Origin of the sequence: Shewanella submarina (assembly GCF_042646185.1) — a bacterium.
In the GTDB taxonomy this organism is placed as follows: domain Bacteria; phylum Pseudomonadota; class Gammaproteobacteria; order Enterobacterales; family Shewanellaceae; genus Shewanella; species Shewanella corallii.
On sequence record NZ_JBHRTD010000017.1, the window covers coordinates 259,004 to 278,240 of the forward strand.

The window sequence follows — 19,237 nt, forward strand, 5'->3', positions numbered from 1 at the left end:
TTGGTCCCCATATTCGTATTGTTTATTTGTTCTGCTCACTACTCTTGTGGCAACGTGCGTGATTCTCTGAGTGTTTTACTTACGCTTACACTCAATCTTCAAAGCAGTGGTGTCAGCAATCCAGTATGATGTATGCCAATCAGCACTCTATGAAACTGAGTCTGTTTTCGAATATTCCCGCCAAGTTTGTTAGCGAAATCACGATAAGGGCGTTCATGCAAAAAGTTACCATTCTTGTCGATGTACAGAATATCTATTACACCACCCGGCAAGCGTTTGGGCGCTCCTTTGACTACAACGAGTTTTGGCGAAGCACGACCACAGACAGGGAAGTGGTAAAAGCGATCGCCTATGCCAGCGACCGTGGCGATCCCAAGCAGCAGCAATTTCAGAATATATTGCGCGCAATAGGGTTTGAGGTGAAGTTAAAACCCTATATTCAAAGGGTTGATGGTTCGTCCAAGTGTGATTGGGATGTGGGAATTACCATAGATGCCATGGAGCTCGGCAGAGAGTCTGATGTGTTGGTGCTGGCCAGTGGCGACGGAGACTTCGACTTGCTGGCCAAAAAACTGGTGGGCGACTTTGGCACTCAAGTCGAAGTTTATGGTGTTGATGGCTTAACCGCGGCGTCCTTGATTAATGCATCATCCTGCTATGTGCCGATAGCAGGAGACTTATTATTGTCAAAATAGCTGTGTTGCGCCGCTGGCGGTACACCTAAGCACTAAGCAGGTACTGTATCAAATAGCAAAATGCCCAGACTCTATGCTGGGCATTTTGTTTATCGAGCGTTTGAGAGAATATCTTCCAGTGCACTGGCCAGCGCCTTGGTGTCGTGACGTCCAGGCTGATAACTGGAGTTCATCGGCCTATAATGGAATATGCCATCGTCACGTGATTCATCTCCATGACACACTACATGGTCCACCAGGCTAAGCCCCAGAGCACTCTGGCAAAAGTCCAGGCGTTGCTGCAGGCTAAGTTGAGATGCGGGAGACTGCTCTGCATCAATATTGTCGATAAACACCACTTTGGCCTGACTTTGCTCCAGCGCACTGCGTACGCCATCGGTCAGCAATACAGGCATCAGGCTGGTATAGAAGCTGCCCGGGCCCAGCAAAATCACTTCCGCATTACGTATCGCTTCGCAAGCTTCACAGGTCGCATTCACCTGAGGTGAAAGTTGCAATGACTGGGGCGGGGTTTCCATGGCATCTACATTGAGCTCACCAACGATTTGCTCGCCTTCCTTGGACAGGGCCAGCAGGTGGGTTGGTTGCTCAGACATGGGAATGATTCTGGGCTTGATATTCAGCATATTGCGGATCAGGTTAACGGCTTCAAGTGGCCGTACGCACAACTGATCCAGTGCCAATAACATCAGATTCCCCAGGTTATGGCCACCGATAGGAGTATCTCCGCTGAATCTGTATTCAAACAGCAGGGAACCGATAGAGGGTCTGGTGGCGACCTGAGACAGGCAGTTACGCAAATCTCCCCAGGCGATGCAGTCTTCTGTCTCACGAAGACGTCCGGTTGAGCCACCATTATCTGTGGTTGCCACAATTCCGGTAAGACCTTCGCCCAGAAATGAAAGGCTTGAAAGCACCCGGCCCAATCCGTGGCCTCCGCCGATTGCCACTACCCGTGACTTACCGGCAAGTTGTTGTTCCATATTTTGTGAAAGCATTTGTCATCCTGATGCTTATTTGAAGGGTTTAACTATTCCCCGAATAAATCCCGGTAAGTTTACATGATTTTGGCGGAGTTTGAGGGAGAAAATTTGTGAAAGGGGTTTGATAACTTATAATGCGCGATTCGTTTTTATGTTACCTTTGCGGTAATACTGTGATTTTAAATAGGTAGTTGATTGAAAACAGGTCGAATTGGAAAATTGGTGCTGGCTTTTGCCTTGGTGATTGTCTCCATTTATGGGTTACGTGTTGCATTGTTACCCGTGGGCAAAGAGATTTCAGTTAACAGCGCTCAGCTGTTGAAAAACCCATTACCACCTGAGGCTCCAAAATTACCGGACTTTTCTGCTATTGCGGATGTGCGTGAAAAGAAGCAGGCTTTTTTCGATTTCCTGCGTCCCATGATCCGCGCTCAGAATGCACTGATTGCAAAGGAAAGAGATTTCCTGCAAACCGTCAATGCCCACTTCAGTCTGGATCATACTCTGTCAGATGCCGAGCGTTATCGTATCGGTGAGATTGCGCAGAAGTATCAGTTTAACCCCAGGGTGATCGATGGTGATGCCATTACTGAACTGCTGAGACGAGTCGATACTGTACCTGAAAATATGGTACTGATTCAGGCAGCCAACGAGACAGGCTGGGGGAGCTCCCGCTTCGCCCGTGAGGGACTGAACTTCTTTGGCCAATGGTGCTTCCGTAAGGGTTGCGGTTTGGTGCCTCTTTCACGTACTGAAGGTCTTAGTCACGAAGTGGCTAAATTCGATACCGTTGAAGACTCTGTTGCTGCTTATCTGCGTAATCTGAACTCCAACGGCGCCTACGATATGTTTCGTGCTATCCGTGCCGATGTTCGTGCTCAGGGCAAGGAGCCTCAGGCAGAAGAACTTGTTTGGGGCCTGATGAGTTATTCCGAGCGTAAAGAAGCCTATATTGAAGAGCTATTGCAGATGTTGCAGCACAACAAGTCATTTCTTATTGCCAATAACTAATAATAATTATCCGGGAAGTGTTTTATGCGGTTCACTCGCCTCTCCAGCCTCGCGTTGCTGGGTTCTGTATTTGTTTCATCCAATCTGATTGCCGGTGAAGTATCGCTGCGCTATGAGGATTTTTATTCCCGCATGAAGGTGATGCACAAGGAAAACTATCAGCTCATTGAACTGACATTCTCTGTGCCCCAGACCCAGGGATGTAAAATTGAAAAGGCCAATATCAGTACCGAGAGAAGGACTGTCCCTTTATCTTTTACCAAGGCGCAGCGCTTGTATCTGCCTTATGATGTTGAGCTGAAGCAGCAGCGGGCCCTGGTGAATTTGCAGGTGGATGGTGAGTCAGCCAATTGTGGCCTGGCGGTGCAGATCCGGGCAAAGTCGCCAAAGGCAGAATATGATCAGGCAACGCTGAAGCAGATATACAGCGAGATGGATGAGATGCAGGGGGCGATGAAGGGCTTCCCGATGAAATACTTCCACGATGCGATTCAGGGGCTGAGGTTCACCTTGCCTGCGGATACCCGGGTAGTGCTTGAACAGGACAAGGGCTATGAGGAGTTTACCGTCAGTGGTAACTGGTCGTTATCCGCCGAGCAGATTGAACAGTCGAAGAGCCTGACATTCTCTGCAGTACCGCAAGTGATCAGCCCCTGGGTTGAATAGCGTTGGAATCCATGACATTAAAAAGCCCGCTTGATGCGGGCTTTTTTTATATCTGTTAAGCGTAAGCTTATGGCGTATAGGTATTCACTACGTCGATACGGGTAGCAGCATCCAGGTCAATATGGCCTGAATTGGCAGCATCCATAAAGTCAAAGGCAGGCAGATCTGCTTCAGCGACTTCACCGGATGGCTTGGCATTCGGGTCGCGCTTCAGGCTAACGAAATCAAACTGTTCGCGGTCGACACCCTGAGATGGCGCTGTGTTTTGCATGGCGGTAAAAATGGTTTCAATACGGCCGGGGAACTGCTTGTCCCAGCTCACCAGCATATCTTTTACCGCTTTGCGCTTCAGGTTTTCCTGAGAGCCACACAGATTACACGGGATGATAGGGAACTGCTTGAGCTCAGCATATTCAGCGATATCTTTCTCACGGCTGTAGGCCAGCGGACGGATAACCAGGTTCGCACCATCATCAGACAGCAGTTTTGGGGGCATCGCCTTCATCTTGCCACCGAAGAACATGTTCAGGAACAGGGTCTCAATGATGTCGTCTCTGTGGTGACCCAGCGCGATCTTGGTGGCGCCAATCTTTTGGGCGAAACCATACAAGGTGCCACGACGCAGACGAGAGCACAGAGAACAGGTGGTTTTGCCTTCCGGGATCTTGTCTTTAACGATGGAGTAGGTGTCTTTTTCCAGGATATGGTAAGCCACACCCAGAGAGTCCAGATAAGCCGGCAGAATGTCTTCAGGGAAGCCAGGCTGCTTCTGGTCCAGGTTGACAGCCACCAATTCAAATTTGATAGGCGCGCGCTGCTGCAGATTCAACAGGATATCCAGCATGGCATAGCTGTCTTTACCGCCGGACAGGCAGCACATTACCCGATCGCCTTCTTCAATCATGTTGTAGTCGGCAATGGCACTGCCTACTTCACGACGCAGGCGCTTCTGAAGCTTGTTCATGCGGGTAATTTGTTTCTTGGTCAAGCCGTCTTCCGACAGCTCTTGAATTGATTCTTGTGGCATTTCTACAGACATAAAAAAAGCGCCCGGTGACTCCTAAGTGACAGGGCGCGTATTATTCCAGCTTAAGGGGGCGGGGTAAAGAGTGATGCCCCTATGTCAGCTTATTCTGTTTCCAGTGGTGACTTGTATCCCGCTGGCTTTATGGCTAACAGGTCGCAGTTCAAGCTATCAATGACATGTTCTGCGGTATTGCCTATCAGGGCGGCTGAGAGTGCGGTACGACCTATGGTGCCCAGAATAACCAGCTCAGCATCCAACTCGGCTGCCAGTTCTGGGATGACGTCTTCGGGCAGTCCCTCTTTAACGTGGCAGTTGGCCGGGTCGATACCGAAAGATTCAGCCAGGTAATCTACCCGCTGCTCATGTTGCATTTTGACAGACGCGGTGAAATTGTTGGCGTCAAAGTCGGGCAGTTCGATGGCCAGGTTAACCGGTGTGCCCGGATAGCCGTTCACCAGATGTAATTCGGCGCTGAATTTTTTGGCCAGATCCAATCCATGCTTAATGATTTTTTCGTTAAGAGAATCATGGTCAGCATCTTCGGTAGCCACATTGACGGCACAAAGAATTTTACCGTTTTTGGACCAGTCATGCTCTTTCACCATCAGGACAGGCATGGGCGCTTTACGCAGCAGGTGCCAATCGGTTGGTGTAAAGATAACGGCCTTAAGTTTGTCGTGTTCGTGGGTCGCTTTTACAATCAGGTGGTAATCGCCCTCAATGGCATACTGAATGATGCTCTCAAACGGACGGTTGTGCCAGATGACTTTGGTTTCAATCGCGAGACCACGACTTTGATAGGGCGCGATAATATCCTGCAACCAGGCAGTACGTTGATCTATTACTCCCTGACGCATAGCTTCCCGCTCCTGACTGGAGAGGATGGATGTCATCTCATAGGAGAGATCAAAGATGGAGAGGAAAACTGTGATGGCGGCCTGACTGTGCTCCGCCAGTTCAACGGCTCTGGCTAATGCGGCCTGGTCGTCAGTGGTCGGATCTATGACCACAAGGAGCTTCTGATATTCCCTCATAATGCATTCCTTATCTCAACATGTTAGCTCTATCATGAGACGGGTTTGAGGTTCTGGCTTTGCGCTGAATCAAAACCAGAACCAATTTGATTAGCGGGCGATACGATTATTCCCCGCCAGCTGATTCAGCTGTTCAAAGTCTACTATGGTGATGTACTTACCCTTGACCTCAATCATGCCGGCTTTTTGGAAGCGTCCAAGCAGACGGCTGATGGTTTCAACGGTCAGACCAAGATAGTTGCCTATGTCACCACGTGTCATGGTGAGGCGGAATTCACGGGCAGAGAAGCCGCGGTTGGAGTAGCGATTGGCCAGATTGCTGATGAAGGCAGCCAGGCGTTCTTCAGCATTCTTTTTGGAAAGCAGCAGGATCATCTCCTGATCACTGACAATCTCTGTACTCATCAAGCGCATGATTTGCTGACGCAGTTTAGGCATGCTGCCAGCCAGTTCATCCAGGGTGTTAAATGGGATTTCACATACCATGGCGGTTTCCAGCGCCTGAGCAAAGCTCTGATGCTCCTGACCATGAATACCGTCGAATCCGATCACATCACCAGCCAGATGGAAACCGGTAATCTGCTCATCACCCTGCTCGGTAATGGTGTAGCTCTTGACTGTGCCACTGCGGATGGCAAACAGAGATTTGAGTGGGTCGCCGGATTTAAAAATCTGCTCCCCTTTCTGAATAGGTTTTTTCCGCTCGATAATCTCATCCAGCTGATCCAACTCCTGGTTGTTCAGCGTGAAGGGGATACACAAAGCACCCATACTGCAATCATGGCAATGAATGGCACATCCACCGATTGCGGGACGGCGATGTTTGCTTTGTTCTACTGTCATACTAATACCCAAACTTGTTTAACCGGCATATGGTAAACCATATTGACCATACTGAGCTAGCCAAGCTGTCCCAGTCCCACGGCAATGGTTTGAATTCCCATGCCAATTAACGCTAATCCACTGATTATTCTAACAGCTTTGTGTTGAAGCCATAGTGCCAAATTCTTGGTGGCAACACCAGCACCAATAAGTGCGGGCAGGGTGCCAAGGCCAAACGCCGCCATAATCAGGCCGCCCTGAAGTGGGTCGGCACTGGCTACTGCCCATGTCAGCATACTATAGACCAAGCCGCAGGGCAGCCAACCCCACAACATACCCGCTAAAACAGCCTGCAATGGTGACTTCACCGGGACAAACTTCTGCGCCAGGGGCTGGATATGTTTCCACACCCGTTTGCCAACAGCCTCGATTTTAAGCAGTCCGAACCAGAGTCTGGCGATGTAGAGGCCGGTCAGTATCATCATAATCCCTGCAAACAGGCGCAGGACTATCAGATAGTTGTCGACGGCAAACAAGATGCCGATGCCGCCCGCCAGGGCACCACAAAGAACGCCAGCGAGCACATAGCTGACGATGCGACCTCCATTATAGCTGAACTGATAACTGAGGATCTGTGCCAACTGATTGCGCTTTGGGTCCAGGGGGATCTGACTGGACAGGGCGCCCACCAGGCCACCACACATGCCAAAGCAGTGACCGGCTCCCATCAGTCCCACGATAAAGGCCGCGCCCAGAGAATAATCCATGTCAGTGCTTATCCCTGTCTGGACTTTGAGTATTCTCTTTGAACTGCGCGCTGCCCTCATCAGTCGTGGACGGTTTTGGCGGCTCATCCTCATCGAACAGAATCGAGGTGCTGTGACGTTCCAAATCTTCAAACTGGTCGTTTTTTACAGCCCAAAAGAAGATCGCAAAAGCGATACACACAAACAGCATGGCAATAGGGATCAGGATATAAATAATGCTCATGGACGCATCCTCAGAAGACGAAGGCTGTTGGAAACTACTATCAGCGAGCTGGCTGACATACCCAAAGCGGCGATATAGGGATATACGTGGCCCGTAACCGCCAGAGGCAGGATAAGCAGGTTATATCCCAACGCCCAATAGAGGTTTTGGTAGATGATTTTATGAGTGCTTTTGGCAATATTCAGCGCCTGTACAAAGCGATAAAGGTGGTCGCCAAGCAATATCGTGTCTGCACTGTTTTTGGCGATAGCGGTACCACTGCCCATAGCGACAGAGAGATCAGCGCCCGCCAGCACAGGAGCGTCATTGATGCCATCTCCAAACATCACCACCTTACTGTTTTGCTGCAAAGACTGAACATAATCCAGTTTATCTTTTGGTTGCATGGCCGCATGGACGTGTTCCACCTCAAGGAGGGCTGCTAGTTTTTGCACCTGAGCCGATCTGTCACCACTGGCAATACTGACCTTGATATCCCGGGATTTGAGTGCAGCAATAGTTTGTTTACTGTCCTCACGAATAGCATCTTCCAACATCACACAGACCAGCGGCTGTTTGTCGACCGACAGCCACACTTCCTGGCAGTCGGGGTCGGCGATATGCCAGGCCGGGATCTGGGCCTGATGGCAGGCAAAATCGAAGTGGCCAACCCGGTATTCCTGGTCTCCAACCCAACCAGAGACGCCCTGAGCAACATGGTGTTTTATCTGAAACATACCCAACGAATGCGCCTGGTAGGGAGAGAATGCTTTGGCAATGGGATGAATAGAGCCTTGCTCCAGATGAGCGATAATATTGAGCAGCTCAGATTGTTTGCTCTCATCGACTGTATTGACCGCTTTTATTCTCAGCTCACCCAGCGTCAGGGTGCCGGTCTTATCGAACACCACATGGTCGACCAGAGGCAGCACCTCAAACACGCTGGATTTACGCACTATGATGCCGAGTTTGGTGAGCTGAGCGGTTGCACAGGTCACGGCTGTAGGAGTGGCCAATGCCAGCGCACAGGGGCAGGTTGCAACCAATACTGACAGGGTGACCCAGAAAGCATCTTCAGGCCGGTAGAAATACCAGACCAGATAGGTGAGGGCAGCGATGGCCAGAATGACACTGGAGAAAATGCCCGACAGTCGCGTCGCAGTTTCTGCAATTTTAGGTTTGGCATGGGAAGCGGATTCCTGCAGCCGGATGATTTTAGATACCAGTTGATCCTGACCCAGAGCGGTAACTTCCACCTCAAGGGGTTGATCCACATTGATGGTGCCGGCAAACACCTGGCTTGCTTCCATCTTCTCTATTGGGGCTTGCTCGCCGGTCAACATAGATTCATTGGCGCTGGAGTGGCCCGCAACAACAACGCCATCAGCGGCCAGGGTCTCCCCGGGACGAACCTGAATAATGTCACCCAGTTTAAGCTGCTTGGCGGGGATCTCTTCAATCTCTCCATTCAGGACACGCCTTGCGGTCAATGGCACCAATTTGTGCAGGTTACTGGCGCTGACGGACGCTTTTTGAAGTGCATTTTGCTCAAAGTAACGTCCCAGCAGCAGGAAGAAGGTGAACATGGTGACGGATTCAAAATAGACCTCACCGGATCCGTCAATTGTGGCGATACAGCTGGCGATATAGGCGCCACAAATGGCGATGGATACGGCTACATCCATATTGACCCGCCCCATTAACATGGAGCGGATGGCGCTGAAGTAGAAAGGAGCTGCAGAGTAAAATACAACAGGCGCCGCAAAAATCAGACTCACCCAGCGGAAATAGTCACGGAACTCCTGTTCCAGATCGGTGAAATAGCCGGAATACAGGGCCAGAGCAAACATCATTACCTGCATAGTGGCAAATCCCGCCAGGCCAAGGCGGATTAGAAATCTGCGGCCCTCGCGCTTGGATCGCACCTCTTCCTCATCAACCTGATAAGGGGCTGCCTGATAGCCGATTCTGGCGATGGCCTGCAGAATATCGCTGAGCTTGAGCTCAGCCTTTACATAATGGATAAGGGTTCTGTGGGTTGTGGTATTCACAGATACGCGGCGAATCCCTTTCAGGTGTTGCAGTTTATGCTCGATTAACCAGGCACAGGCTGCGCAGGAGATACCATCCAGTGTCAGCGACACTTCACTGACATCCCCCTCCTGATGAACGAAATCAGACTGAACTTCGTCGAGATCGTAGGCGCTGAATGCACTTAACTCTTCCGGCACCAGCGCATTCTGGCGTTTTCCAGGCTCGGTGCGGTATTTGTAATAGTTGGTCAGGCCTGCGTCGATAATGGCCTGGGAGACAGCCTGACAGCCAGGGCAACACATCACCTCCGGCTTGCCATTGATAGTGGTAACGAATTCATCACCGCAAAGCACTGGCTCATTGCAGTGAAAACAAAGGGTCGCGCTCATGGGGATCAGTTCAGCCAGTGTTGAGAGTTATTCTTGAGTTCCAGCCTTTTGTGCAGGCGCCACTTACTGTCGAAACTCTCCAAACGCACTTCCCAGTGGCCGTTTAACTCTTCTGGGGGAGATACCCGATACACGCCGGATGGATCTGCGGTCGCCATCACTTTGTAGTCACGTTCTGCAAGAGTAGGGTGGTAAAGCTCAACATTCAGGCCTGTACGGTACTCAGGGCCACCATGTTGAGTAATCAGCAGGGTATTGCCGTCAACTTCAACAGAGAACTGCATGCCCAGCTGTTTGGCATATTTGTTCTTGCGTAGGTCCATATTGATGGCTTTGCCCTTTTTGTAATAGTCCTCGGCGACCACCGAGTCTTTAGTGTCGAGCGCGATCATCAGCATGTTGATACTGGCGACCACGGCGCACAGGGGAAGGATAATAAGAAACCAGGGCCAGAACTGCTTGTACCAGGGTTGTATATCGGACATCTTGACTTCCATTTTTAGTCGTTCTTATGGAACGTATTTTACCGTTATGTGTGCCGCTTGGCACTTAAAAAAAAGGCCCCGTTTGACTGCGGGGCCTTGATTCAAGCTAATGATTTACTTGCTTTCGTCTTTCTGAGACAAGCTGTAAACATAAGCAGAGATAACGTGAACCTTCTTTTCACCCAGAATATCTTTCCAGGCTGGCATTACGCCGCTACGACCCAGTTGGATACTTTCAGCAATTGCCATGCGGCTGCCGCCGTATAGCCAGGCGTTATCTTTCAGGTTAGGCGCACCCAGCATCTTGTTACCGCTGCCGTCCATACCGTGACAGGCGAAACATCCTTTCATAAAGGACGCCTGACCTTTGGCTGCCAGAGCCGCATCGTGGTCACGACCGGACAGACTAACCACATACTCAGCCAGACCGTTGATTTCGCCATCTTCGATTGGCAGACCCCCTTTCGGCATCATCATGCCGTTACGGCCATTCATGATAGAGGTTTTAATCTCGGCCAGCTCGCCGCCCCACAACCAGGCGTTGTCGGTCAGGTTAGGGAAGCCTTTGCCGCCACGGGCATCAGAGCCATGGCATTGAGCACAGTTTTGCAGGTACAGACGACCACCGACTTTCAATGCATCTTCGTTTTTCACCAACTCTTCCAGCGGAGTTTCGGCGAAGGCATCGAAGATAGGATCGAAACGTTCATTGGCCTGAATAACCTCGCGGTCATACTGTACGAAGCTGCCGTCGCCTTGTTCACTGGCGTAAGCCGCTTCTGATTTCTCGAAAGCTGCCTTTGACTCGGCGATGGTGGTCACGCTTTGGTTGGCACTTGTCCAGCCCAGCAGGCCTTTAAAGTTACCCAGTCCCGGATACAGGAGCAGGTAGATAATGCCAAACACGATAGTGACGTAGAACATATAGTTCCACCACTTCGGCAGGGGATTGTTCATCTCTTCGATACCATCGAAGCTGTGCCCCATGGATTCGCCTTCCTTGATGCCGGTGTCGTTGCGGTTACACACGACCAGCAGGAAAACACATCCAACGATCACCAGCAGGGTAAGTACTGTGATCCAAATACTCCAGAAGCTACTCATTGCTTTTGTTCTCCTGAGTCCTTCAGTACCTGGTTATCGTCATCGGCGAAAACCAGGTTAGCAGCCTCGTCAAATTGCTTTTTACGGCGGCTGCTGTACGCCCAAGCAAATATACCGACGAAGGTCAGCATTACAATGACGGTGATAATTCCATGTAATGTGCCGTAATCCATATAGTTGCCTCCTTACTTGAGTGCGTGTCCCAGTGACTGCAGATACGCGATGATAGCTTCCATTTCAGTTTTACCTTCAACGGCTTGCTTGGCACCTGCGATATCTTCATCTGTGTATGGCACACCGAATCCCTTGAAAATCTCCATCTTGGCAGCGGTTTCGTCACCGGTCAGAACATTTTCAGCCAGCCATGGATAACCAGGCATGTTGGATTGAGGTACCACTGCACGTGGGTCAATCAGGTGAACTTCGTGCCACTGGTCGCTGTAACGGCCGCCTACACGGGCCAGATCAGGACCTGTACGCTTGGAGCCCCACTGGAATGGGTGATCCCACACCGACTCACCGGCGACAGAGTAGTGACCATAGCGCTCAGTTTCAGCACGCAGTGGACGAATCATCTGGCTGTGACAGTTGTAGCAACCTTCACGGATGTAGATGTCACGACCTTCCAGTTCCAACGCTGTATACGGACGCAGACCCTCAACAGGCTCTGTGGTTTCCTTTTGGAACAGCAGAGGAGTGATCTGCACCAGGCCACCGATACTGATTACCAGTACGATGAAGATGCCCAGCAGACCGATGTTTTTCTCGACAATCTCATGATTAAATTTCATCGGTATCACTCCTTATGCAGCTTTGGCTTCAGTCAGTGAAGGCAGTGAATCTTTAGGTGCCTTCACAGTACGGAATACGTTGTAAGCCATAACCAGCATACCGGCTACGAAGAAACAGCCGCCCAGGAAGCGAACGAAGTAGAACGGATAAGAGGCTTCCAGGCTTTCTACGAAGCTGTAGGTCAGGGTGCCGTCAGAGTTAACTGCACGCCACATCAGACCCTGCATAACACCAGAGATCCACATGGACACGATGTACAGCACAGTACCTACGGTTGCCAACCAGAAGTGGACGTTAACCAGAGAGGTAGAGTACATACGACCATGACCGAACAGTACTGGGATCAGGTGGTACAGAGAACCGATAGAAACCATGGCTACCCAACCCAGAGCACCAGAGTGCACGTGACCTACGGTCCAGTCGGTGTAGTGAGACAGAGCGTTAACTGTCTTGATCGCCATCATAGGACCTTCGAAGGTAGACATACCGTAGAAGGACAGAGATACAACCAGGAAGCGCAGTACAGGGTCAGTACGCAGCTTATGCCATGCACCTGACAGTGTCATAATACCGTTAATCATGCCGCCCCAGGATGGAGCAAACAGGATCAGCGACATCACCATACCCAGAGACTGAGTCCAGTCAGGCAGCGCGGTGTAGTGCAAGTGGTGAGGACCTGCCCAGATATACAGGGCGATCAGTGCCCAGAAGTGCACGATTGACAGACGGTAAGAGTAAACCGGACGACCAGCCTGCTTGGGAACGAAGTAATACATCATACCCAGGAAGCCAGCTGTCAGCAGGAAGCCTACGGCATTGTGACCATACCACCATTGCACCATGGCATCGACAGCACCTGCATACAGTGAGTATGACTTGAACATATTCACTGGCATTGCCATGGAGTTAACTATGTGCAGGACTGCAACGGTAATAATGAAGGCACCAAAGAACCAGTTGGCCACATAGATGTGGGAGGTTTTACGTTTAACTATGGTACCGAAGAACACAATGGCGTAGGACACCCATACCACGGTGATAGCGATATCGATCGGCCATTCCAGCTCAGCGTATTCCTTACCACTGGTAATACCCAGAGGCAGGGTGATGGCGGCTGACAGAATAATGGCTTGCCAACCCCAGAAAGTGAATGCGGCCAATTTGGGCGCAAACAGTCGGGTTTGACAGGTACGTTGAACTACATAGTAGGAGGTTGCGAAAAGCGCTGAAGTGCCGAATGCAAAGATTACCGCATTGGTGTGCAGAGGCCGCAAGCGGCTATAGGTCAACCAAGGGGTATCAAAGTTCAGCTGTGGCCAGATTAACTGAGCCGCAATCAATACACCGACTGCCATACCAACAATGCCCCACAGGACAGTTGTCAGGGCGAATTGCCGAACAACGGTGTAATTGTAATCAGCGCCGACTGGCTGGGAATGGTTCATCATATTGCTTCCACTGCTTATTACTTTTACTTTTTTTAATGTTTAAGGCTGAGCCTCACCTGAAATCTTGACAATTATAGCTTTCCTGTGCGGAAAACCATGTCATTGTCAATACGCTTGATCAGTAATTTGAGATTAGTCACCAAGCACCGCAATGATACTTGAGCTACGTCAAAAAAGATATAAGAGACAAGCTGATGTGTTTGATCTGGATCAAATTTAAGAACAGAATGGTGACACTTGGCTAACGGAGGCGTAAATTGTGCGCAATAACACGTTTACTTTACTGTTTTTGATGGTTTTATTAACCGGTTCGATCTTGGGTTGTGAACAAGCCAAAGTGCAGGTTTCACCGGGTGGTGAGGTTGATAAAACTTTGTGTGACTTTGGTGCGGGCTATTGTAACGCTGAAAGCGGTGAAATAAACATTAATCTAATCTTAATGCCTGATTTTGCACCAAGTGAGCGACCAATTGATGTAAAAATTACCACTAATGTACCTGTGTCGGATGTCACCATGAAACTTGAAGGCAGGGATATGTTTATGGGAGTGATACCGGTAAATATCGAGCCCGCCGATGATGGAAGTTTCAGTGGACAGATGATCTTTGGTTCATGTTCATCTGGTTATATGGTGTGGCGGGCTACAGTTGGGTTTGTTCATCAGGGCGAACAAAAGTATGTTTGGTTTGACTTTTTAGCGGATGCTGAAGGTTAGTCGTTCAGCCTTCACCCCGGTGTTTTATTCTATGGAGCACTTCAGATAAAGCGAACTGCCAGCTATGTTGCTCCACTAGATCTGGGGTGTCACTCATATCCAGTACGCTATTTAATGGTCGGGGCGCAGGGCCACCATACTCATCAGTAGAGATGGGCATGAGATTACAGTGACTATCGAGAATGCCAATTTCACTCGCCTGACGCTGAATTTCCTGTGCGAACTCAAACCAGGTGGTGACCCCCTGATCACGGAAATGGATTATTTGAGGCCAATACTCAATTTGGCACATTGCCCAGATAAAGGCAGATAGATTGGTTGCGCTGGTAGGGGAGCCAAGCTGATCATTGACTACGGAAAGTGAGTGTTTGTTATTTAGCAGCCTCAGCATGGTGTTAACAAAATTATTGCCTGTATCAGAATATAACCAGCTGGTTCGGATTATAGCGGCTTGTACTCCTGACCGAATGACTGCCTGCTCACCGGCGTATTTGCTCTTTCCATAAACGGATAAAGGTTCAGGCTTGTCCATGGTCGTCCAGGGCTTACCCGGGATCCCGCTGAACACATAGTCGGTTGACAAGTGTATTAGCCTATATCCGATTTTAGTTGCTGTTTGTGCCAGATGTTCTGCCGCAATATGGTTCAGGGTTTCAGCGCCATCTTTGTCAGTTTCTGCCTGGTCGACGGAGGTATAGGCAGCGGTATTAATAACGATATCTATATCAGCAAGTGTTTTTTCCAACTCAGCAAGATTAAAGAGATCTATCTCGTCACGCCCTACATATATACAACTGATGTGGCTCGGTTGTGTTTTTCGAAGGGAACAGGCCAGTTGACCATGTCTGCCGATGACAGCAATGCGAAGTGACATAGAAATGAATCTAAAGGGGAAAAGTCGAAGATTAGTCAAATCCTTACCTTTGGGCAATCAGGATTGTCGTTTAATCACAAAATTCAGCTGAGAAACACTGCATACTGAGAGATGGGCTGGTGTTTGGTTGAAGCGAAGCTTTATATAAATGCCACGAAATAATTTCCTGAGATGTCAGATTTAAAGATCAATAAATGTCATGCAATCAGGCGAGACAGGATAAGGGGTCTTGCGGTACACTTTGTTACAAGGTTGTAACCAGGTTTGGGTGAGTATTTGTGGCGATGGTTTTCCACCCAAACTGAGTCAATAATAAAAGCCAAATGACGGGGTTATTATAGCAATGAAAATAGAGTCACGTACTTCAGGGGATGACAGGGAACTCTCTATTAAGATCCTGCGTCAGGCCGTTCCTAAAATGACTGCACTGGATATTGCCGTTACACCGGTGAATTATGCCGTCTGGTATGAGTATTGTTTGGGAACAAATCCTTTACTCAAGCTGGAGATCGACAAGCTGCTGAATGCCGGAACCAGTTTTACCTCTTCCACCAATGACAGATTGTTTAAAGAGTTTTTGGGTGAGCCCGGAGATGCAGAAAAGCTGTGTTCGGTTCAGTCCGAAACACAATCTTTGATCTCTGGGTTAATTAATAAGATACGACAGATAAGCCAGGGCACAGCGGATTTTTCTGATGTGCTGAGTAGCTATAGCGACCAACTTCAGGATAATCCTACCGAAGCCACTCTGGCCGAATTGATTGAAGGTTTGGGGTCTGAACTTACTCAGGTTATGCAAAAAAATAAGGGAATGGCTGCCAGTCTTTCGCAGATGGATAAAGAGGTGAATGAGCTGCGTAATGAGATGGAGTCTTTACAGAATGAAGTAATGACAGATCCACTGACGACGCTATTCAACCGCAGAGCATTTGATCACCAGATGCAACAAGTGTTCAACGGTGCCAACCAAGGTGATAAATCATTTTCAATGATGGTGGTGGACATAGATTTCTTTAAAAAAGTAAACGATACCTATGGCCATCAAACAGGAGATAAAGTGATTGCCTATGTGGGCAGACTATTGAAAAAAGGGGTGAGAAGCTCAGACTTTGTTGCCCGTTACGGTGGCGAAGAGTTTGTGATTATTCTGCCTGACACTGATTTCAATATCGCTATGACAGTGGCTGAAGGGGTCAGGGCGATCATCAATGAGAAAAAACTCAGTATTGGTGCTGAGAACCGTCAATCACTGGGCCGTATCAGCGTCTCTGTTGGTGTGAGCAGTTTTTGCACTGATGACTCAATCGATGACTGTATGGCGAGGGCTGATGAGGCCCTGTACCAGGCGAAATCATCGGGTCGTAACTGTGTTAAAGGGATAGAGAAACAAGCCGCTGCCGTTAAACCGAAAGATAACCGACGGGCTGAACCGGCATAAACATAAAAAAACCGACAGTTGATGTCGGTTTTTTTATGTTTAGTTTTCGGTGAGTGGCATATGCATATAGATAAGTTGCTCTTCCATATCAAAGGTCACCTTAAACCCCAGTGATTTAGCCAGGCTCGCCATATTACGGTTTTCAAACATGGTGTAACCACTAATTGCTTCTGTGCCATTTTGGCGGTAGTAGCGTATCAATTTTTCAAGCAGCAAACGTCCAATTCCCAGCCCCTGATGATCAGAGCGCACGGCCATAGCGAATTCAGCATCTGTATTATCAGGGTCTATCGTAGCTCGAACCGCTCCCAGGGTTTTCTCTGTTCCATCAGGTTGTTTACTGGTGGCGATAAATGCCATTTCCCTGGCGTAGTCAATCTGGGTTAATACTGCCATTTCATCATGGGTCATGGGCGCCCTGACACCAAAATATCGCTTGTATCTGTCTTCTGCTGTCAGCGAGGAGTCAAACTCATGATGACTGGGTTCATCTTCGGGCAGAATGGGTCGCAAGGTAACGCTTTGTCCATCCTTGAGACTGGCGCGCTCTTCGAGTTCTTTTGGGTAGGGCATAATGGCTAGGCGCTGAGCATTATCTACCGGCTGTGAGTGCAGTCTGAGATTGATATCCAGCACTGTGATTGACTCTCCGGCCGCCAATACCGGGTTAAGATCTAGGGTGGCGATCTGCGGGCAGTCAATGATCAGATGGGACAGACGGGTTAACAACAGACAAATGGCTTGCATGTTGAGCCCCAGAGGCAAGCGCCTGTCTCTGAGCTTTTGAGTTTTCAGGGCCTGAATTACCATATATCGAGCCAATGCCATATTCAGCGGCGGCAGGGCAACCGCGGCATCTCTGGTAGGATCCCATTCAGACCCACCTTCACCCAGACAGATAGCGGGGCCAAATACCGGGTCGTGTATTACTGCGACCCTTAGCTCCTGTGCCCCGGCAGTCAGGGCCATTTTCTGTACCAGCATACCTTCAACTCTTGCGCCGGGAACCTGAAGCTGAACTCTTCGCATCATAGCGCCCGCGGCCTGTATGACATCATCATCCGATGTCAGATTCAGGCTTACGCCATGTACATCTGACTTATGGATCAGGTCCGGTGATTGGATTTTAAGGGCAACCGGATAGCCCAGGTTGTTTGCGGCTTGTACTGCTTGCTCAGGAGTCGCAGCAAATTCAGTCCCTATGGTGTTGATCCCATACGTGGAAAGCAGTGCAGCGGCTTCATGGGTTTCCAGTTGGAGCCGGCCATCCTCGATCGCCCTGTTAAGCTGAGCGTGGACATTGTCGGTGCTGGGGTAAAGTGTGTCTGATACAGACTCTGGCACCTCTTGAAGCAGTTTTTGGTTGCGGCTGAACTCAACCATATGCATAAAGGCCCCGGCAGCTCCCTCTGGGGTTCTGTATGTGGGGATGCCAGCGGCATTAAAACGTTTGCGTGCGCTGTACGCTGCATCTTCACCACTCCAGGTGGTAAGAATATTCAGCATTCTTCCCTGTTTGTGCTTTTCTGCAACGGCGATAACGCTATCCGCGATTCGATCACTGTCACCCAGTGCAGAAGGAGAGTGCAATACCAGGACTGCATCCAGTTCATTGGCATCAAGCAGGATATCAAGTGCTTTTCCATATCGGTCGGCGTCGGCATCCCCAATAATATCCACGGGGTTCTGTCCCGACCAGATTGAAGGCAGTACCTGATCCAGCTTGGCGCGGGTTTCTTCAGATAGCGGGCCTATTTTGCCGCCGCGGGTAATGACTTCATCAACGGCAAGAACCGCCGGGCCGCCACCGTTACTCAGCACGGCCAGTCGCTCGCCCTTTATTGGAGTTGAGTGAGCCAGGGTTTCCACTGCTGCAAAGAGCTCGGTCAGATCCTGAACCCTCAGCATACCCGCCCGTCTAAATGCTGCTTCATAGACACTGTCGCTGCCAATAACGCCGCCCGTGTGCCGTTCTGCCGCATGGCGTCCCTCCTGACTCCGACCCGATTTAACCACTATGATAGGTTTATGGCGTGATGCTGCTCTGGCAGCTGATAAAAATCGGCGGCTGTCTTTAATGGAGTCGATATAGAGCAAAATTGCCCGGGTATGAATATCTCTGCCCAGATAGTCAATGAGTTCATCAAAGTCTATGTCGGCGGCATCGCCCAACGAAACAAACGCCGAAAACCCAATTCCTTTGTTGTTTGCCCAGTCCAATACCGTGGTACACAGGGCTGCAGACTGCGAAACAAAGGCTATCTTGCCACTCAGGGCATTGGTATGGGCCAGGCTGGCATTAAGGCCAATAGGGGGAACCATCATGCCCAGGCTATTTGGGCCCAACAGCCGCATGCCATAACGATTGGCATGCTCAAACGCTGCATTCAGCGCACTGGTACCGTCCTCAGTTTTGGCTTCAGCCATACCTGAGGCCATGACGATAGCCGCTTTGCAGCCAAACTGAGCCAGTGTTTCTACAATGCCCGGAACCCTTGAAGCCCGTGTACAAATAACAGCGATATCGGGTTTGATCGGGAGAGACTCGATTGCCGGGTACGCCAGAATACCCATAACAGCCTGATACTTAGGTGTAACCGGCATAATTGGTCCTGAAAATCCATTGGCAATCAAATTACGAATAACCACGTAACCGGCACGTCTTGGGTTACTGGAAGCACCAATAATGGCAACAGACGCAGGATTAAAAAGGGGCGCTAAGGTTCGCTGACTCATTGACTTTTCCGTCCC

At 49.7% G+C, this 19,237-nt stretch carries 19 protein-coding genes; 5 read left to right on the top strand and 14 right to left on the bottom strand.

What is annotated here, in order from left to right:
* The first annotated feature begins 215 nt into the window (after positions 1-215).
* Positions 216-695: a LabA-like NYN domain-containing protein gene (locus ACFOE0_RS15000; protein ID WP_248937232.1), complete on the top strand. Its 480-nt coding sequence runs from the start codon at positions 216-218 to the stop codon at positions 693-695.
* 89 nt (positions 696-784) lie between these two features.
* On the opposite strand, the gene yvcK is transcribed toward ACFOE0_RS15000, so the two are convergent.
* The gene (gene yvcK / locus ACFOE0_RS15005; protein ID WP_248937233.1) at positions 785-1,693 is read right to left on the bottom strand and encodes a uridine diphosphate-N-acetylglucosamine-binding protein YvcK; all 909 of its coding nucleotides are present in this window, start codon (positions 1,691-1,693) and stop codon (positions 785-787) included.
* A 180-nt stretch (positions 1,694-1,873) separates the two neighbouring features.
* On the opposite strand from yvcK, the gene ACFOE0_RS15010 reads away from it, so the two are divergent.
* Both ACFOE0_RS15010 and ACFOE0_RS15015 read left to right on the top strand, forming a co-directional pair.
* Positions 1,874-2,689: a glucosaminidase domain-containing protein gene (locus ACFOE0_RS15010; protein ID WP_248937234.1), complete on the top strand. Its 816-nt coding sequence runs from the start codon at positions 1,874-1,876 to the stop codon at positions 2,687-2,689.
* Between the two features lie 24 nt (positions 2,690-2,713).
* Positions 2,714-3,355: a DUF2987 domain-containing protein gene (locus ACFOE0_RS15015; protein ID WP_248937235.1), complete on the top strand. Its 642-nt coding sequence runs from the start codon at positions 2,714-2,716 to the stop codon at positions 3,353-3,355.
* A 67-nt stretch (positions 3,356-3,422) separates the two neighbouring features.
* Here ACFOE0_RS15015 and ttcA read toward each other — a convergent pair whose 3' ends face one another.
* The 11 genes from ttcA to ccoN form a co-directional block, all read right to left on the bottom strand.
* Entirely contained in the window at positions 3,423-4,382 is a 960-nt protein-coding gene (ttcA, locus tag ACFOE0_RS15020) for a tRNA 2-thiocytidine(32) synthetase TtcA (RefSeq protein WP_248937260.1), read from the bottom strand.
* Between the two features lie 101 nt (positions 4,383-4,483).
* The gene (gene uspE / locus ACFOE0_RS15025) at positions 4,484-5,416 is read right to left on the bottom strand and encodes a universal stress protein UspE (protein WP_248937236.1); all 933 of its coding nucleotides are present in this window, start codon (positions 5,414-5,416) and stop codon (positions 4,484-4,486) included.
* A gap of 90 nt (positions 5,417-5,506) precedes the next feature.
* Positions 5,507-6,259 carry an electron transport transcriptional regulator EtrA gene (gene etrA / locus ACFOE0_RS15030; RefSeq protein ID WP_115138797.1) on the bottom strand — a complete coding sequence of 251 codons (753 nt, stop codon included), beginning with the start codon at positions 6,257-6,259 and terminating at the stop codon, positions 5,507-5,509.
* A 56-nt stretch (positions 6,260-6,315) separates the two neighbouring features.
* Positions 6,316-7,005 (bottom strand): sulfite exporter TauE/SafE family protein, encoded by a 690-nt coding sequence (locus ACFOE0_RS15035; protein ID WP_248937237.1) that lies wholly within the window; start codon positions 7,003-7,005, stop codon positions 6,316-6,318.
* 1 nt (position 7,006) lies between these two features.
* Entirely contained in the window at positions 7,007-7,228 is a 222-nt protein-coding gene (gene ccoS, locus ACFOE0_RS15040) for a cbb3-type cytochrome oxidase assembly protein CcoS (RefSeq protein ID WP_248937238.1), read from the bottom strand.
* A complete protein-coding gene (locus tag ACFOE0_RS15045; protein ID WP_248937239.1) occupies positions 7,225-9,630 on the bottom strand; it encodes a heavy metal translocating P-type ATPase in 2,406 nt (801 codons plus the stop codon). The genes ccoS and ACFOE0_RS15045 overlap by 4 nt, the downstream gene beginning before the upstream one ends.
* Positions 9,631-9,635: 5 nt before the next feature.
* Positions 9,636-10,115: a FixH family protein gene (locus ACFOE0_RS15050; RefSeq protein WP_248937240.1), complete on the bottom strand. Its 480-nt coding sequence runs from the start codon at positions 10,113-10,115 to the stop codon at positions 9,636-9,638.
* Positions 10,116-10,229: 114 nt separating this feature from the next.
* Entirely contained in the window at positions 10,230-11,219 is a 990-nt protein-coding gene (ccoP, locus tag ACFOE0_RS15055; RefSeq protein ID WP_248937241.1) for a cytochrome-c oxidase, cbb3-type subunit III, read from the bottom strand.
* Positions 11,216-11,392 (bottom strand): cbb3-type cytochrome oxidase subunit 3, encoded by a 177-nt coding sequence (locus ACFOE0_RS15060; RefSeq protein ID WP_248937242.1) that lies wholly within the window; start codon positions 11,390-11,392, stop codon positions 11,216-11,218. Before ACFOE0_RS15060 ends, ccoP begins: the two co-directional genes overlap by 4 nt.
* Before the next feature lie 12 nt (positions 11,393-11,404).
* Positions 11,405-12,010 carry a cytochrome-c oxidase, cbb3-type subunit II gene (ccoO, locus tag ACFOE0_RS15065; RefSeq protein ID WP_248937243.1) on the bottom strand — a complete coding sequence of 202 codons (606 nt, stop codon included), beginning with the start codon at positions 12,008-12,010 and terminating at the stop codon, positions 11,405-11,407.
* 12 nt (positions 12,011-12,022) lie between these two features.
* Positions 12,023-13,459, bottom strand: coding sequence for a cytochrome-c oxidase, cbb3-type subunit I (ccoN, locus tag ACFOE0_RS15070; protein WP_248937244.1), 1,437 nt, complete (start codon positions 13,457-13,459; stop codon positions 12,023-12,025).
* A 259-nt stretch (positions 13,460-13,718) separates the two neighbouring features.
* On the opposite strand from ccoN, the gene ACFOE0_RS15075 reads away from it, so the two are divergent.
* Positions 13,719-14,174 (top strand): hypothetical protein, encoded by a 456-nt coding sequence (locus ACFOE0_RS15075; RefSeq protein ID WP_248937245.1) that lies wholly within the window; start codon positions 13,719-13,721, stop codon positions 14,172-14,174.
* Positions 14,175-14,178: 4 nt separating this feature from the next.
* Here the strand turns inward: ACFOE0_RS15075 and rfbD are convergent, their stop codons facing one another.
* Positions 14,179-15,048: a dTDP-4-dehydrorhamnose reductase gene (gene rfbD, locus ACFOE0_RS15080; RefSeq protein WP_248937246.1), complete on the bottom strand. Its 870-nt coding sequence runs from the start codon at positions 15,046-15,048 to the stop codon at positions 14,179-14,181.
* 343 nt (positions 15,049-15,391) lie between these two features.
* Between rfbD and ACFOE0_RS15085 the strand changes: the two genes are divergently transcribed.
* Positions 15,392-16,486: a GGDEF domain-containing protein gene (locus ACFOE0_RS15085; protein ID WP_248937247.1), complete on the top strand. Its 1,095-nt coding sequence runs from the start codon at positions 15,392-15,394 to the stop codon at positions 16,484-16,486.
* A 39-nt stretch (positions 16,487-16,525) separates the two neighbouring features.
* On the opposite strand, the gene ACFOE0_RS15090 is transcribed toward ACFOE0_RS15085, so the two are convergent.
* The gene (locus tag ACFOE0_RS15090) at positions 16,526-19,222 is read right to left on the bottom strand and encodes a bifunctional acetate--CoA ligase family protein/GNAT family N-acetyltransferase (protein ID WP_248937248.1); all 2,697 of its coding nucleotides are present in this window, start codon (positions 19,220-19,222) and stop codon (positions 16,526-16,528) included.
* Positions 19,223-19,237: the final 15 nt, after the last annotated feature.